The 16,382-nt window shown below is 38.1% G+C and carries 15 protein-coding genes; all 15 read right to left on the reverse strand.

Annotated elements, in window-relative coordinates:
• Positions 1–59: 59 nt before the first annotated feature.
• Complete coding sequence (locus BM097_RS02155) at positions 60–1,508, reverse strand: glycogen synthase (RefSeq protein ID WP_090545439.1); 1,449 nt, start codon at positions 1,506–1,508, stop codon at positions 60–62.
• 41 nt (positions 1,509–1,549) lie between these two features.
• On the reverse strand, positions 1,550–2,278 hold the full coding sequence (locus BM097_RS02160) for a YebC/PmpR family DNA-binding transcriptional regulator (RefSeq protein ID WP_090545441.1): 729 nt from the start codon (positions 2,276–2,278) through the stop codon (positions 1,550–1,552).
• Positions 2,279–2,335: 57 nt separating this feature from the next.
• Positions 2,336–3,217 carry a hemolysin family protein gene (locus tag BM097_RS02165; protein ID WP_090545443.1) on the reverse strand — a complete coding sequence of 294 codons (882 nt, stop codon included), beginning with the start codon at positions 3,215–3,217 and terminating at the stop codon, positions 2,336–2,338.
• A gap of 110 nt (positions 3,218–3,327) precedes the next feature.
• Positions 3,328–4,107, reverse strand: coding sequence for a hypothetical protein (locus BM097_RS02170; RefSeq protein ID WP_090545445.1), 780 nt, complete (start codon positions 4,105–4,107; stop codon positions 3,328–3,330).
• Positions 4,108–4,115: 8 nt separating this feature from the next.
• The gene (locus BM097_RS02175) at positions 4,116–4,745 is read right to left on the reverse strand and encodes a redox-sensing transcriptional repressor Rex (RefSeq protein WP_090545447.1); all 630 of its coding nucleotides are present in this window, start codon (positions 4,743–4,745) and stop codon (positions 4,116–4,118) included.
• A gap of 80 nt (positions 4,746–4,825) precedes the next feature.
• Positions 4,826–6,742, reverse strand: coding sequence for an ABC-F family ATP-binding cassette domain-containing protein (locus tag BM097_RS02180; protein ID WP_090545448.1), 1,917 nt, complete (start codon positions 6,740–6,742; stop codon positions 4,826–4,828).
• A 57-nt stretch (positions 6,743–6,799) separates the two neighbouring features.
• Entirely contained in the window at positions 6,800–8,881 is a 2,082-nt protein-coding gene (locus BM097_RS02185; RefSeq protein ID WP_090545450.1) for a polyribonucleotide nucleotidyltransferase, read from the reverse strand.
• Between the two features lie 174 nt (positions 8,882–9,055).
• Positions 9,056–9,322 carry a 30S ribosomal protein S15 gene (rpsO, locus tag BM097_RS02190; protein ID WP_028243780.1) on the reverse strand — a complete coding sequence of 89 codons (267 nt, stop codon included), beginning with the start codon at positions 9,320–9,322 and terminating at the stop codon, positions 9,056–9,058.
• A 143-nt stretch (positions 9,323–9,465) separates the two neighbouring features.
• Entirely contained in the window at positions 9,466–10,074 is a 609-nt protein-coding gene (locus tag BM097_RS02195) for a DUF4340 domain-containing protein (protein ID WP_090545452.1), read from the reverse strand.
• A gap of 16 nt (positions 10,075–10,090) precedes the next feature.
• Positions 10,091–11,365, reverse strand: coding sequence for an adenylosuccinate synthase (locus BM097_RS02200; RefSeq protein ID WP_090545454.1), 1,275 nt, complete (start codon positions 11,363–11,365; stop codon positions 10,091–10,093).
• A gap of 23 nt (positions 11,366–11,388) precedes the next feature.
• Positions 11,389–12,261: a DegV family protein gene (locus BM097_RS02205; protein ID WP_090545456.1), complete on the reverse strand. Its 873-nt coding sequence runs from the start codon at positions 12,259–12,261 to the stop codon at positions 11,389–11,391.
• Between the two features lie 92 nt (positions 12,262–12,353).
• Positions 12,354–13,988 (reverse strand): chaperonin GroEL, encoded by a 1,635-nt coding sequence (gene groL / locus BM097_RS02210; protein ID WP_090545458.1) that lies wholly within the window; start codon positions 13,986–13,988, stop codon positions 12,354–12,356.
• A gap of 48 nt (positions 13,989–14,036) precedes the next feature.
• Positions 14,037–14,321: a co-chaperone GroES gene (locus BM097_RS02215; RefSeq protein ID WP_090545461.1), complete on the reverse strand. Its 285-nt coding sequence runs from the start codon at positions 14,319–14,321 to the stop codon at positions 14,037–14,039.
• Between the two features lie 162 nt (positions 14,322–14,483).
• Positions 14,484–15,629 (reverse strand): Mbeg1-like protein, encoded by a 1,146-nt coding sequence (locus tag BM097_RS02220; protein WP_090545463.1) that lies wholly within the window; start codon positions 15,627–15,629, stop codon positions 14,484–14,486.
• Between the two features lie 5 nt (positions 15,630–15,634).
• Entirely contained in the window at positions 15,635–16,372 is a 738-nt protein-coding gene (locus BM097_RS02225; protein WP_090545465.1) for an acyltransferase family protein, read from the reverse strand.
• Positions 16,373–16,382 lie beyond the last annotated feature (10 nt).

Genomic DNA, 16,382 nt, shown 5'->3' on the forward strand with positions numbered 1-16,382 from the left:
TAACCTCATACATTCAAAAGAGAATAGTCAAACTATTCTCTTTTGCATAATTTATATTTCTAACCAATTAAATAGTTATAAATATTTTCGTATTTTTCTTTTTGAACAGACCATGAATAGTTTTTACTCATGCCGCGCTCAATCATCTTATTCCACTGAGCCTTCTTCTCAAAGAATATATACTTACTGTAGTTAACAGTATTTAAAAGCTCGTCACCATTATAATTTGCAAATGAGAAGCCGTCACCTGTCTTCATATATTCATTGTAAGCTTCAACAGTATCAGATAAGCCACCTGTCTCTCTAACGATTGGAACAGTGCCATATCTAAAGGAAATGAGTTGTGTTAAACCACATGGCTCAAATCTAGATGGCATAAGGAAAGCATCCGCTGCAGCATAAAGCTTGTGAGCAAGATTATCATCGTAGCAAATATTTGCTGAAATCTTCTCTGGATACTTCCATGCATAATGTCTAAACATATTTTCATATTTAGATTCGCCTGTACCAATTACAACAAGCTGAGTGAAATCATCAACGATTCCCTCGATACAATAATTAATTAAATCAAGCCCCTTTTGATCTGTAAGACGTGAAATTAAACCAATCATATATTTCTTAGAATCCACTTCTAAGCCAAGGTCTGCCTGAATTTTTGTCTTATTGATTTTTTTATTCTTACGGAAAGAATTAATATCAAAATTCTTGTAAATCTTAGTGTCGGTAGCTGGATTGTATACCTCGTTATCAATACCATTTACAATACCCTGCATATCATAATGACGAGCTCTAAGAAGTCCATCCAAGCCCTCGCCATAATATGGCATCTGAATCTCATCACAATACTTACCAGAAACGGTTGTAATGTAATCAGCGTATACTAAACCACCCTTAAGCATATTTCCACATTTCTTGTACTCAAGCTTATCTGGAGTAAAGAGATTCATAGAAAGGCCAGAAATACCAGCTACAGTCTTAGTATCCCACATACCCTGGAACTTAAGGTTGTGTATAGTCATAACAGATTTCATGCCCCAGAAGAACTGATCCCCCTGGAAATCATTTTTAAGATATACAGGAATAAATCCTGTCTGCCAATCATGACAATGAATGAGATTTGGTTGAAAACCAATGAGTGGAAGCATTGAAAGAACAGCCTTATCAAAAAAGATGAACTTTTCAAGATCCCATCTATCCTCTGAATATGGATAGAAACAATCAAAATAATCGTGGTTATCAATAAAGTAAAAGGTGACCCCATCAAGCTCGTACTCAAAAACACCAACGTACTTTGTTCCTACTAATGGTCCCATATTCATTTGGAAACTAGTTAAAAATTTAAAATCCTTTTTGTATTTCTCAGGTATAAAAGTATAATATGGCAAAACTACTCTAACATCGAAGTATTCCTTAGAAAACTCCTTAGGTAATGCGCCACAAACATCTGCCAAGCCGCCGGTCTTAACAAATGGTACACATTCACTGGCCGCAAATAGTATCTTATTCATTAGTTATCAACCCCTCTTATTTTAGTAATATATTTTAGTAATTATTCAGACCAGTTGTGATATACGTTCTGTACATCATCATCCTCATCAAGTAAATCTAAAATCTTATTAATCTTATATAAATCCTGCTCATCTGTAAGCTCAACGTATGTCTGAGGAATCATTGTAACCTCTGCGTCAGCCATAGGAATGTTTTCTGCTTCAAGAGCCTCTCTAACTGCTGAGAAATCATCTGGTGCTGTGTAGATTTCAAAGCAATCCTCCTCCTCTGAGAAGTCTTCAGCGCCTGCATCAAGTGCAATCATCATTAAATCATCTGCATCCATAGAGCAGTCTTCTTTAGAAATAATAATCTGACCCTTATTATCAAACATAAATGATACGCAACCAGGTGTACCAATGCTTCCGCCACCCTTTGTAAATGCGTTTCTTACATTAGCTGCTGTACGATTTCTGTTGTCTGTAAGGCAATCTACAATAATAGCTGTACCATTAGGGCCGTAGCCTTCGTAGCTAACGTTTTCATAGTTAACTGCATCAATGTTACCAGCTGCCTTCTTGATACCATTTTCGATAGTAGCGTTTGGTACGTTGTTAGCTTTAGCCTTTGCGATAACATCACGAAGCTTTGAATTATTATTAGGGTCTGGACCGCCCTCTTTAACTGCGACAGCGATTTCACGACCAATTATTGTAAAAATCTTACCCTTTGCAGCATCATTCTTTTCCTTTTTGTGCTTAATATTAGCAAATTTTGAATGTCCTGACATAAAATTAATACCTCTTTTCTATTCTGAATCTAAAAAATTATATCAAATAACAGTTTTTTATTCAACGTGCCTTTTCTTTCTGACGTAAACTCCATCAATTACTTTATCTGTCACGTTTTTAATATAAAAAACATAGTTATCATCTTCAAGTGTAAGGGATTTGCCATCCTCTGGAATCTTTCCATATAGGGAAATCAGATAACCATTTAAGGTTTCGTAGTCATCTGAAAACTTTGTTCCTAATATATCCTCTACCTCTTCAAGTGTGGTGGAACCATCCATCAGATAGGAGTCATCTGTCTTTATTTCAATTGATGCCTCATCCTCATCATGCTCATCTTCGATATTACCAACAATCTCCTCAAGTATATCTTCTAAGGATAACAAGCCTGATACCTGGCCATATTCATCCACCACTATAACCATATGCCTCTTTTTAGACTGCATTTTGGTAAATAAAGTGTTGATACCATGAGTCTCTGGAACAAATTCCGCAACCGAAAGGAATTCATGCAAATCCTTAACCTTTATATTATCAATATCTTTATCATAAAAATTAAGAATATCCTTAATATGAAGAATTCCAATGATATTGTCTAATTCTTCGATATAAACAGGGTATCGGCTCATATTATTATTATTAATAAAGCTGATGGCCTCTCGTAATGAACAATCACCATTAATAGCAACAATACTCTTTCTATGAGTCATAATATCCTTTGCATCAGTGTCTGAAAATTCAAAGATATTTTGAATCATAGCCGCTTCGGAAGCCAAAATATTTCCATCTTCATGGCCTTCATTTACAAGAGAAATAACATCCTCTTCCGTAACATTTTCCTGTTTAGACCGCCTGTAGAGAATAACAATAAAAACAAGTTCCGTTATTGCAATAATAACAAGTAAAATTAACAAATAGGGATTCGACCCGTCTTCCATAAAAACTCCTTTCCTTATACAAAACTCTTACCTTACTATGATAACATACCTAATTAAAAAAGACTAAACATATAAGTGTTTAGTCTTTAAAAATTTCGTGAAAAGTTTCGCTAATCGGTTTCATTAGCTTGTCCTTCCTCTAATTCATCAGTCGCAGTTGCTTCATCCTCTTTTGTCTCCTTGGCCACTGCGTCCAAATCTATGTCCTCAAGGTCTACATTGGTAATTTCCTTATCGCCTGCTTCCTTGTCATCAGACTGCTTATCAGACGTAGGATTTGCCTTGTCATCAAGGCTTCCAATGTAAAACTCCCCATTTTGCATATCGAAAAGATTAAGGACCTCCATTCCAAACACATCATGCATATATGAATAGATTTCTTTATTATTAATCTCTCTATTATGCTTTCTAATAACATTTTTCTTAAGCTTAACTCTTACATCCTTAATCCATTCAGTGATTTCCTCCGCCTCTTTTGAGTTTGTGCGAAGCTTATCATAACAAAAATCCATAGATGCAATCATAAGCTCTCTATTCACTTCATCTATTTGCTTTGGAATGTCTAAAAGCTCATCTTCATTTGCTTCGATGCGCTCTTTACATTCCTCAAGTAGTCTTTTATCATCATCTAACTTTTTGGAAACTAAATCAGAGGTTCCCTCCATATTAGACATAACAGAAGCCATAAGATTTTCCTTAACCTTCTTTAAATCCTTAAGTTCCTGCTTGATTTCAGCTTCTCGCTTTATAAGCTCGTTTTCCTTGGCCTCAAGCTCTTTAACTTCCTCTGGCTTACCACCTAGAGCAAACAGCCTGTGCCATTTTTGGTCTAATATAAGGATAGGTATCTTAATATCTGCAAGTGCAGAAGAAAAATCTCTTTCAGCCATAAAATCACCTACTTTTTATGCTGTGAAATGTTATAGGAAAGCTGCATTAAACTATCAGAAAGATGTACGTTTTCAATAACTACATCTGGAATATCATCCAAATCCACATGGGCAAAATTCCAAATAGCATGTACTCCAAGAGAAACAAGCTTTAGAGCTGTACTCTTAGCATTCTGCTTAGGTAATGTAAGGGCAGCTATTTCCACATTATTGTTCTTAATGAATTCTGGTAATTCATCTAACATTTGAACTGGTAAATCTCTTACCATTTTACCTTTAAGCTCAGGATTGACATCAAACAATCCAATAATTTTAAATCCAACTCGCTCAAACTTAACATAGCCTGCAATAGCCTGACCAAGATTACCAGCACCAATAACAATAACGTTATGTGTATCATTAACGCCTAAAATATTGCCAATTTCATCATGAAGATAAGCAACATTATAGCCATATCCCTGCTGACCGAAGCCGCCAAAATTGTTAAGGTCCTGTCTAATCTGTGATGCAGTCACATGCATGCGTTTACTTAAATCGTTTGATGAAATTCTTTCAACACCGTCGTCTAAAAGCTCACCTAAGTATCTGTAATATCTTGGGAGTCTTCTTATAACCGCCTGTGATATCTGTTTATCCAAATCTAACGCCTCCTCATTGCACTGTAATTTAATTATAAAATTCAGATAAAACTATGTCAAGATTTTAACAAACATCATTTTTAGTCTGCATTCAATTCTTCCCATTTTTCGTAGAGTTCCTCTAGTTTATTATCCACCTCAGCCTGCTTTGCAGATAATTCATTAAGCTTTGCAGAGTTAGTCATATTTTCAGGCTTAACAAACTCTTCCTCAAGCTTTGCTTTTTCTGCTTCAAGCTTTTCAATTTCATCTTCGATTTTATTTATTTGGTTTTGAAGCTTACGCTTTTCTGCTTCAATTCTTTTTTGTTCTTTATAGTCAAGTTTGGCTGCAGTTTCCACTGCCTGGCTTTCTCCACCAATATTGGCATTACCATTAGCATTTCCGTATAATTGCTCTTTTTTAGCAATATAATCATCATAATTACCAAGGTATTTTGTCAAACGACCATTTGATAGCTCTAATATAATATTAGCTGTTCTATTAACAAAATATCTGTCGTGGCTAACGTATAAAAGTGTACCATCATATTCGTTAAGAGCATCTTCAAGCTTTTCCTTTGAATCCATATCCAAGTGGTTGGTAGGCTCATCAAGGATTAGGAAATTTGACTTTGAAAGCATCAGTTTAGCCAAAGACACTCTACCGCGCTCACCACCTGATAGTTCAATGATTCGCTTGAACACATCATCCTCAGTAAACATAAATGCAGCCAAGGTATTTCTAACCTTTGTTTCTGTAAGGAATGGGTAAGCATCATGTAATTCACTAAAGATTGTATTTGATTCTGTAAGCCCCTGCTGTTCCTGGTCATAATATCCAACAGTAACATTTGCACCAAATTTGATTTCGCCGGTTTCAAAGGAAGTAAGTCCATTAATGCATTTTAGGATTGTTGTTTTTCCAGTACCATTATCACCTAAAATGGCAATCTTATCCCCTTTGTGGACCTCAAAGGATAAATCGGTAAAGATATTTTTATCTTCATAAGATTTTGTAACATTACAAAAATCGAGAACATCCTTACCACTTTCCTTTTCAATCTCAAGTGTTAAACGCATTCCAGCAGATTCCTTATCAGGCGCATCCATCACTTCCATTTTATCAAGAAGCTTCTTACGGCTTTCTGCTCTCTTAATAGATTTTTCTCTATTGAAGGATTGAAGCTTATCAATAACTGCTTTTTGATGTTCTATTTCCTTTTGCTGCTTTTCATAGGCTCTTTCATAGGTAACCTGATAAACTGCCTTCTGCTCGACATAGGCAGAATAATTACCTGTATACACAGAGGTTCTGCCGTAGGACAAATCCACTACATGATCTACAATCTTATCAAGGAAATATCTATCATGAGCTACAATTACAACAGAGCCCTTATAAGATGACAAATAGCCTTCAAGCCATACTATAGAATTCAAATCCAAGTGGTTAATAGGCTCATCCAAAAGCAAAAGATCAGGTGCTGATGCTAAAAGACGACCCAAGCTAACTCTGGTCTTTTGACCACCTGAAAGCTCATTCATGCTCTTTTGTAAATCATCGCCTTCAAAGCCCAAGCCCTTTAAAATGCCTATAGCTTCAGAGCGGAAGGTGTATCCACCTTCAATATCAAATTGATGCTGTAATTTATGGTAATTATCCATAAAGGCTGCCATATCGGCTGTTGCCACCTGACTCATTTCAGCTTCCATAGCGGCTAAACGCTTTTCCATAGAAAGCAAATCTGCCCTAGCATTTAAAACTGTATCAAGGATATTTGTTCCGTAATGGTCCTCTTGGTACTGAGCCAAATATCCAAAGGTAGCATCCTTTTTAAGAGTCACTTCACCCTCATCAGCATTAAGCTCGCCAATGATGATTTTAAGAAGTGTAGACTTACCAGTACCATTATTTCCTACAATGGCTACCTTTGAACCTTCATCAACAGTAAATGTGGCATCCTTTATGATATTGTCTTCGCCAAATGATTTATAAATATGTGAAACGTTAAGAAGCATATATTTTACCTAAAAAATGCGCCTGACTTTTGCCAGGCGCAAAATGAACTCAAAATTTTACTGTACGTCCTTAATAGAGAAGCTGATACGTCCCATCTTGTCCTTACCAAGGCAAACAACCTTAACTGTATCTCCAAGAGTAAGTACATCTTCTACTCTATCAATTCTTTCCTTAGCAATCTTAGAAATGTGAACCATTCCTTCCTTGCCAGGTGCAAACTCAACAAATGCACCAAATTCCTTGATACTTACAACCTTACCTGTAAGAATCTGGCCCTGCTCAAAATCAGTTGTGATGATTTCAATCATACGCTTAGCTTCGTCCATCTTTGCAGCATCTGTACCACAAATAGAAACGTTGCCTTCATCAGTGATATCAATCTTAACATCGCATCTTGCAATGATTTCATTGATTGTCTTGCCACGCTGACCTACTACATCACCAATCTTCTCTGGGTCGATAGAAAGCTGAATAATCTTTGGAGCATATTCGCCAACCTGTGGACGTGGCTCTGCGATAGCCTTGCTCATACATGTATCCATGATAAAGAATCTAGCTTCACGACATCTTGCGATAGCGCCCTCAACGATTGGACGTGTAAGACCGTGAATCTTAATATCCATCTGAATTGCTGTGATACCTTCCTTAGTACCTGTAACCTTGAAGTCCATATCTCCGAAGAAATCTTCAAGACCCTGGATATCAGTAAGAAGTACGAAATCGTCATCTGTATCGCCTGTAACAAGACCACAAGAGATACCAGCAACCATAGCCTTAATTGGAACACCAGCAGCCATAAGTGACATACATGATGCACATGTTGAAGCCATTGATGTAGAACCATTTGATTCGAATGTCTCAGATACGGCACGAATAGCGTATGGGAACTCCTCTGGTGTAGGAAGTACAGGAAGGAGTGCACGCTCTGCTAATGCACCGTGACCAATTTCACGACGTCCTGGTCCACGTGATGGCTTTGTCTCACCTACAGAATATGCAGGGAAATTATAGTGATGCATGTATCTCTTCTCTGTAACGAATGGATCAAGACCATCAATCTTCTGAGCCTCTGAAAGAGGTGCAAGAGTTACAACATCGCAAATCTGTGTTTGTCCACGTGTAAACATTGAAGAACCGTGAACACGAGGAACGATATCTACCTCAGCTGCAAGAGGACGAATTTGTGTGATTTCACGACCGTCTGGACGCTTGTGATCCTTAAGAATCATCTTGCGAACTGTCTTCTTTTCATACTGATAAATAGCTTCGCCAAGAACAGCGAGCCACTCTTCATTCTCTGCAAATGCTTCCTCAAGACGCTCTGTAATCTGACGGATATTCTCCTCACGAACCTGCTTTTCATCTGTGAATACAGCTTCTTCCATCTCTGATGGTGGAACGATTTCCTTCATCTTTGCAAAGAGTTCTTCTGGAATAGCACATGATGTATATTCATGCTTTGCCTTACCACATTCCTTAACCATTTCATCGATAAATGCGATGATTGTCTGGTTAACATCATGGCACTTGTAAATAGCCTCAATCATCTTGTCTTCAGGAATAATATTAGCACCAGCTTCGATCATAATAACCTTTTCACGAGTAGATGCTACTGTAAGCTTAAGGTCACCCTTATCCCACTGCTCCTGAGATGGGTTAACGATAAACTCACCATCAATCATACCCATCTGTGTCATAGCACAAGGGCCATCAAATGGGATATCTGAAATACATGTAGAAATAGCAGCACCAAGCATAGCAACAAGCTCAGGTCTGCACTGTGGATCAACAGACATAACCATGTTATTAAGAGTAACATCGTTACGATAATCCTTTGGGAATAAAGGTCTCATAGGTCTATCGATAACACGTGCTGTAAGGATAGAATTCTCTGATGCCTTTCCTTCTCTCTTATTGAAACCTCCTGGAATCTTTCCAACAGCGTATGTCTTTTCTTCAAACTCAACTGAAAGTGGGAAGAAATCGATACCATCACGAGGCTTATCAGATGCTGTAGCAGTAGATAATACTGTTGTCTCACCATACTGAATAAATGCTGCGCCATTAGCCTGTGCAGCAACTCTGCCGATATCAACACGAAGTGTTCTACCAGCTAAATCCATTGTAAAAGTCTTCATGGCTTTCTCCTTTAAATATTTTATATATTTAAGCATCAACCCGAAACTACTGAAAACGAAGCGAGAAAAAATAAAACTAACATATTTTCGCTCCTAATTCAGTGGCTTCGGATTTTGCTTTTATACCTAATTCATAAGAAAATGAGCGGAGTAATTGTACTCCGCTCCTATAGATTACTTTCTTAAACCAAGACGCTCAATGATTGAACGATATCTTTCAATGTCTGTGTTCTTAAGGTAAGCAAGAAGGTTTCTTCTCTTACCAACCATCTTCATCATACCACGACGTGAGTGATGATCACCTGGGTTAGCCTTAAGGTGCTCTGTAAGCTCAGCGATACGTGCTGAAAGAACTGCGATCTGAACCTCTGGAGAACCTGTGTCACCAGCTGTTCTAGCGTACTCATTGATAATTGCCTGTTTCTTCTCTTTTGTAATCATTTGAATTACCTCCTATAAAATATGTATGCCGTAACTAAGGTAAAGGTCGGAGTGTCCAAAACCTGAGTTACAGTAAAATTAGTACCGATATATAATATCACAGCCCGCAAAAGATGTAAACTATAATAAAACTAATGTGTCAATTAATTTAACGCAATTAAGTCTTCTATGCCGTATTGGCTGACATTTTTCAGCTTGCCACTGTTGACGTAAATAACTGAAAAATCGTTATTTAGTGCAAAGTAAACACTACCCGTATCAGCATCTGTGTCACCAATTGAAATGATTGTAGCGTACCCGGCTGCATCGTATACATAATACTGTGGCGAATCTTTAGTGATACCATAATCTTCTGCGTTTTCACCAGCTATTACATCTGTAAAACGTATATCAGTAAAATAATTTAAAACCTTATCTATTCTATCCTCATTGATATCTAAGGATTCATCGTCTGTATATACCCACTGGTCGTCCTTGCGCTCAAACTTTAAAAGAATACCGTTATTATCAGTAAAATAAAAGCTATATATCTCTTCCTGCGGAATGAGAAAAATAATCTCGCCCTCATCCTCTATAACACTTTCCTCATCTAAATCCTCTGGAGTAACAGCTTCAATTGATTTAGAGGAAGACCATTTTTTGTTTCCTATGTGCTTTTTGTTAAATGTAAATATGAAAAGCAGAGCAAGGAGCACAACCACTAAAATGAGTAATACTATTTTAATGTTTTTCGAATTAATAATATTTTTCATAACCCTCAATAATTAATTATCTATAGATAATATCTTCTCTTCCAGGACCATTTGAAACCATTGTGATTGGGAATCCAATTTCCTTTTCAATGAATTCAATATAGTTTCTACAATTTTCTGGTAAATCCTCGTACTTTTTAATTCCTCTGATATCGCATTTCCATCCAGGAAGTGTCTTAAGTACTGGCTTTGCCTTTTCAAGCTTTGAAGTAACAGGGAAGTCTGTTGTAACCTCTCCATCGATTTCGTAACCTACGCAAACTGGAATTTCATCAAGATATCCAAGTACATCAACTACTGTAAATGCTACATCTGTTGTGCCCTGCATTCTACAACCGTACTTAGAAGCAACGCAGTCAAACCATCCCATACGACGTGGACGACCTGTTGTAGCACCGAACTCACCACCGTCACCACCGCGACGTCTAAGTTCATCTGCTTCGTCACCGAAGATTTCAGAAACGAATGCACCTGCTCCAACTGCTGACGAGTATGCCTTACATACTGTAACAACCTGCTTAAGCTCCTGGGCTGGAATACCAGCTCCAATACATCCGTATGGTGCAAGTGTTGATGAAGATGTAACCATAGGATAAATTCCGTGGTCTGGATCCTTAAGAGTTCCAAGCTGACCTTCAAGAAGGATTGTCTTATTTTCTTTGATTGCATTCCAAAGGTATGCTGATGTATCACATACATAAGGAGCAATCATATCTCTATACTCGTGAAGTGTATTAAGAAGCTCTTCTTCTGTAAGAAGTGGCTTGTGATATAAATGTTCAAGAAGAACATTCTTCTGATCACAGGTACGAGCTACCTTTTCCTTAAGAAGCTCCTCATCAAAAAGCTCCTGAACCTGATAACCGATTTTAGCGTACTTATCAGAGTAAAATGGTGCAATACCACTCTTTGTCGAACCGAATGAAGCTTTACCTAATCTTTCTTCCTCGTATTGATCAAAAAGGATATGATATGGCATAACAATCTGAGCTCTATCAGACACAAGTATGTGTGGAGCTGGAACCCCTTTCTCCTCTATAGATTTAATCTCTTTAATGAGAACAGGGATGTTAAGTGCAACACCGTTTCCAATAATACTTGTTGTATGATTATAAAAAACTCCTGAAGGTAATGTGTGAAGTGCGAATTTACCATAGTTGTTTACGATAGTGTGTCCTGCATTAGCACCTCCTTGAAATCGTACTATGATGTCTGCGTCAGCTGCCATCATGTCAGTAATCTTTCCTTTGCCTTCGTCGCCCCAATTAGCGCCTACAACTGCTTTAACCATAACAATCCTCCTAAAAACAATATTTAATTTATATCAATCAATTTCTTAGTCACTGTACAAGCTAAAGCGCCTGGTCCAATATGACATGAAACTGAAAGTGATAACGGATCAATCCAGATTTCTTTACCTGGGAATTCTGCTAAAAGTTCTTCTCTGAACTTTTCTGCTGCTTCCTGGTTCTGTGTATGTGCAATTGAGATAATCACATCATCCGGATTATCTGTGTGAAGAACATTTTGCATATCCTTCTTCAAAGCATCTATCATAATAGATTTAGCCTGCTTCATTGTGCGGGCCATTGCAAACTTATCTAGCTTTTCTCCGTAGATTGAAAGAACCGGCTTAATCTTAAGTAATGAGCCGATAGCTGCAACTGCAGGTGTAAGACGGCCGCCCTTCTTAAGATATTCCAAAGTATCTACTGTGATATAAATAGTAGATGCTGCCTTGATTTCCATTAATGCATCGCATATCTCCTGAGCAGTTTTGCCCATATCTGCGAGCTTTTTAGCCTCTAAAGCTGAAAGCTTCTGTGTAACAGAAATACGCTGATTATCCACAACTACGACTCTTCCATCGTAATCCTCTGAAAGCATTTTAGCTGTATCGCAGGATGATGAAAGTCCTGAAGACATTGGAATGTAAACTAATTCATCGTAGTCTTCTAGAATCTTGTCCCAAGTATCCATAAGATTTCCTGTGATAGGCATTGAAGTTGTGATTTCTCCACCTTCTGTAAGTTTCTTATAGAAATCGTCCTGGGATAAATCGATATCCTCGTAATATAATTCTCCATTAATATAAAATGGCATTGGCTCAACAAAGATTCCAAGCTCCTTTGACTGTGCCTGTGTAATGCCGCTATTACTATCTGTAAGTATTGCTACTTTCTTCATAAATCACCTCTAAATTTTATGGCTTAAATTAAAAAGCACCGCTGATTATTTTATCATAATCAGCGGTGAATTAAAACCTAAAAGCGAAAATTTTAGTACATTCCACCCATGCCTGCACCAGCAGCCGCAGCAGCTGCAGCATCAGCAGCAGGGTCCTTAATGTCAGCAACAACTGACTCTGTTGTAAGAAGTGTAGATGCAACAGATGCAGCGTTCTGAAGTGCTGTACGTGTAACCTTTACAGGATCAACGATACCAGACTTAACCATTTCAACGTACTGCTCGTTATAAGCATCGAAACCAATGCTATCCTCTGACTCACGAACCTTGTTAATAATTACAGAGCCTTCAAGACCAGCGTTAGCAGCGATGTAGAAAAGTGGAGCCTCAAGAGCCTTAACGATTACGTTAGCACCTGTCTTCTCATCACCTGTAAGTGTATCAGCAAGTTCAGCAACCTTCTTCTGAACGTGAATGTAAGCGCTTCCGCCACCTGCGATGATACCTTCTTCAACAGCTGCACGAGTAGCGTTAAGAGCATCCTCCATACGAAGCTTAGCTTCCTTCATTTCTGTTTCTGTAGCAGCACCTACGCGGATAACTGCAACACCACCAGCGAGCTTTGCAAGTCTTTCTTGAAGCTTTTCCTTATCAAACTCAGATGTTGTCTCATCAATCTGACCACGAATCTGAGCAACACGAGCCTCGATAGCATCTTTATCGCCCATACCATCAACGATTACTGTGTTTTCCTTGTTAACCTTAACGCTCTTTGCGCGTCCAAGCTGCTCTAATGTAGCATCCTTAAGCTCGAGGCCAACCTCCTCAGAGATAACCTGACCACCTGTAAGGATAGCGATATCCTGAAGCATTTCCTTACGTCTGTCGCCATATCCCGGAGCCTTAACAGCTACAACGTTGAATGTTCCGCGAAGCTTGTTAAGGATAAGTGTTGTAAGAGCCTCACCTTCGATATCCTCAGCAATGATAAGAAGTCTAGCACCAGACTGAACGATCTGCTCAAGTACTGGAAGAAGCTCCTGGATGTTAGAAATCTTTTTATCTGTAATAAGGATGTATGGATCATCAAGGTTAGCTTCCATCTTGTCCATATCTGTGCACATGTAAGCTGAGATATATCCTCTATCGAACTGCATACCTTCTACAAGGTCAAGCTCTGTCTGCATTGTCTTAGATTCTTCGATTGTGATAACGCCATCGTTAGAAACCTTTTCCATAGCGTCAGCTACCATCTGACCTACTTCGTCATCACCAGCTGAAATAGCAGCTACACGTGCAATCTGCTCCTTACCATCAACAGCCTTAGACATACCAACAATCGCTTCTGTAGCGCAATCTACAGCCTTCTTCATACCCTTTCTAAGAACGATTGGGTTAGCACCTGCAGCAAGGTTCTTCATACCTTCCTTAACCATAGCCTGTGCTAAAACTGTAGCTGTAGTAGTACCATCACCTGCAACATCATTTGTCTTTGTAGCAACTTCCTTTACAAGCTGAGCGCCCATGTTCTCGAATGGATCATCAAGCTCTACGTCCTTTGCGATAGTAACACCATCGTTTGTGATAAGTGGAGCACCGTAAGACTTTGCAAGAACTACGTTACGTCCCTTAGGTCCGATTGTTACTCTAACTGTATTTGCTAATTTATCTACACCAGCTTCAAGAGCCTGTCTAGCTTCTGCGCCATACTTAATTTCTTTTGCCATAATTAATTTCCTCGCTTTCTTTTAGTTAAATCAAATGCTGTCAAAATATTATTCTACAATTGCAAGAATATCATTCTGACGAACGATAATGTATTCTTCACCCTCAAGCTTAACATCTGTACCAGCATATTTAGAATAGATAACCTTCTGGCCTTCCTTTACCTGCATTGTGATTTCTTTACCATCTACAACCCCGCCAGGACCAACTGCAATAACCATAGCTTCCTGTGGCTTTTCCTGAGCTGCTGTAGCTAAAATAATACCAGACTTTGTAGTCTCTTCAGCTTCGCACTGTTTTAATACAACTCTGTCAGTTAATGGAACCAATTTCATTTTATATTACCTCCTAAAATAAATTATCAATTATCATTTATTAGCACTCATTATAATCGAGTGCTAACTACAAAAAGTATAATAGGATTCTATCAACATTGTTGCAAGTAAAATTCTTGTAGCAAAATCAACAGAATCCTCTCATTTACTCTCGTTTTCTCGTTATATCTCTTTTTTTCTCATTATTGGACTTTTCGGAATCTTAGAAAGCACTGTATTCTTAAGGCTATCGCCCCCTGCAGTTAGTAGCTTCATAAACACATCCATTATTAAAGCCTGCTTGTCTGGCTCTAAGGATTGGATTTCCTTTTTAATAGATGCTACAGATTTTACCTTGCTAGAGGTAATCTGGGAAAGTCTCGTGGCGCCAGCGGATTGCAGGGATGAGAAAAATATATCTCCGAAGGCTGCCCTTGTATCATAATCCACTGAAAGAGCCCAATTTGTAATAATTTCGTCAATCATATTTGAAGAAGCTGCCACACTATCCTTAAATTCAAAGCTATCCCTTGTTACCATCCAGGACATTGGATCATGCTGATTGATTCCTTTAGAATTACTAGCAACTATCTTGGTTTTTGACTTTGTATAAAGCATCAGCCCAATAATTGATTCCTCAGGAATAAATTTATGGACCTTTTTAGCAACCTGCTTGTATTCCGTCTTTTTAAGAATTTCTGGGATAAACCCAGGACCATCAAAATTGTAAATATCTATAATACTATCCTTGATGTGAGGCTTGGAAAAAGCACTGCCATATACAGCAAAATTGCCACCTTTAGAATGTCCGCCAATTCTGATAGGCTTCATGGTTCTGGCAAGATTTGTATCAAGATATTGCACAGCCTTAAGCTGACCTCCCGTGCCCTCAGAAAAGCACATGTTAAAATCTTCCTTCCAACCTACCAAGGTATCATCTGTGCCCCTAAAAGCAACAAATATAGTGCCATCTGAGAGATAAAAGGTACATACAGAGAATTGACTTTGATTATCTGCATCTACTTCATTGGTAAAGCCGCAAAGCTTCATCCCACCAAATCTTCTGGTATGAACCATCTCCTTTAACATAAATGGAGCAAGCTTTGTAAGAGCTGTTCTATTCATAAGCTCCTTTTCAGAAAACTTTGTAAAGAACTTTTCTGTTAAATCCTCAATGGAAATCTTCTCCTTAAGTCCTGGACCAGGCACTAAACCATCAAAAGGTGAATACACCAGCTCGCAAAGAACCAGTGCATCCACCTCGTTAAATGGTGCTATATCAAAGGGGACATCCCCTCTCCATTTTAAGTAATCAACAATGTTAGCCATAAAATTTATTCCTCAAATAAATCGTCAGAGCCCTCAGCTGGTTTGTCATCCTTTTCTTCATGTGTTTCAAAGAAAGGCTCCTCCTCAAAGATAGAATCATCTGCCTTTTTGCCTGACATGAGAGGTGATTCCTCCATGTTTCGCTTGAAAAGCCTATCAGAATCCTTTTTATGATCGTTAAGACCAATAACCATAAGTAAAAGCGAGAATAAAGAAAAAGCTCCCACAACAATTAAATAAATGTAAGAAATCATTGAACCTGCGAAAATCTTAATAGGAGTAAGCAAAATATAAATGCTTCCAGCGATTGTAGCAATTCCAAGAAGCAGGCTTAAGAACCATGAGCCTCTTTGAATATGAAAAAGCGCAAAAGACTGCTGAAGCATAACTGCACCAAAAACTACGCCTATAAGGCAAACTAATGCATCAATAAATGAGGATACAACATCTGCATTTATTATGAAAACAGCTCCAATAATTACTAAAATTACGCCCATTGTAAAACCGTAGCTGGTAATTCTAATGTACTCACGATTAAAGAAATACTTAATCATGTAATACATTCCAAAACATATAAACAGGATGCCAAGACCTAATATAGAAAATGAATATATCATCTTCGCAATAAGAGCAGCATCAAAAGCTATAAGGCAAATACCAACAGCAAGGAATGCTAACGCTCCAATTATATTAGCTACAAGGCCTGCCTTTGAATCTTTAATTTCTTCTTTGTTTGAAGCCATATTCTCCTCC

The organism is Pseudobutyrivibrio sp. OR37 (assembly GCF_900113655.1).
Lineage (GTDB): Bacteria > Bacillota > Clostridia > Lachnospirales > Lachnospiraceae > Pseudobutyrivibrio.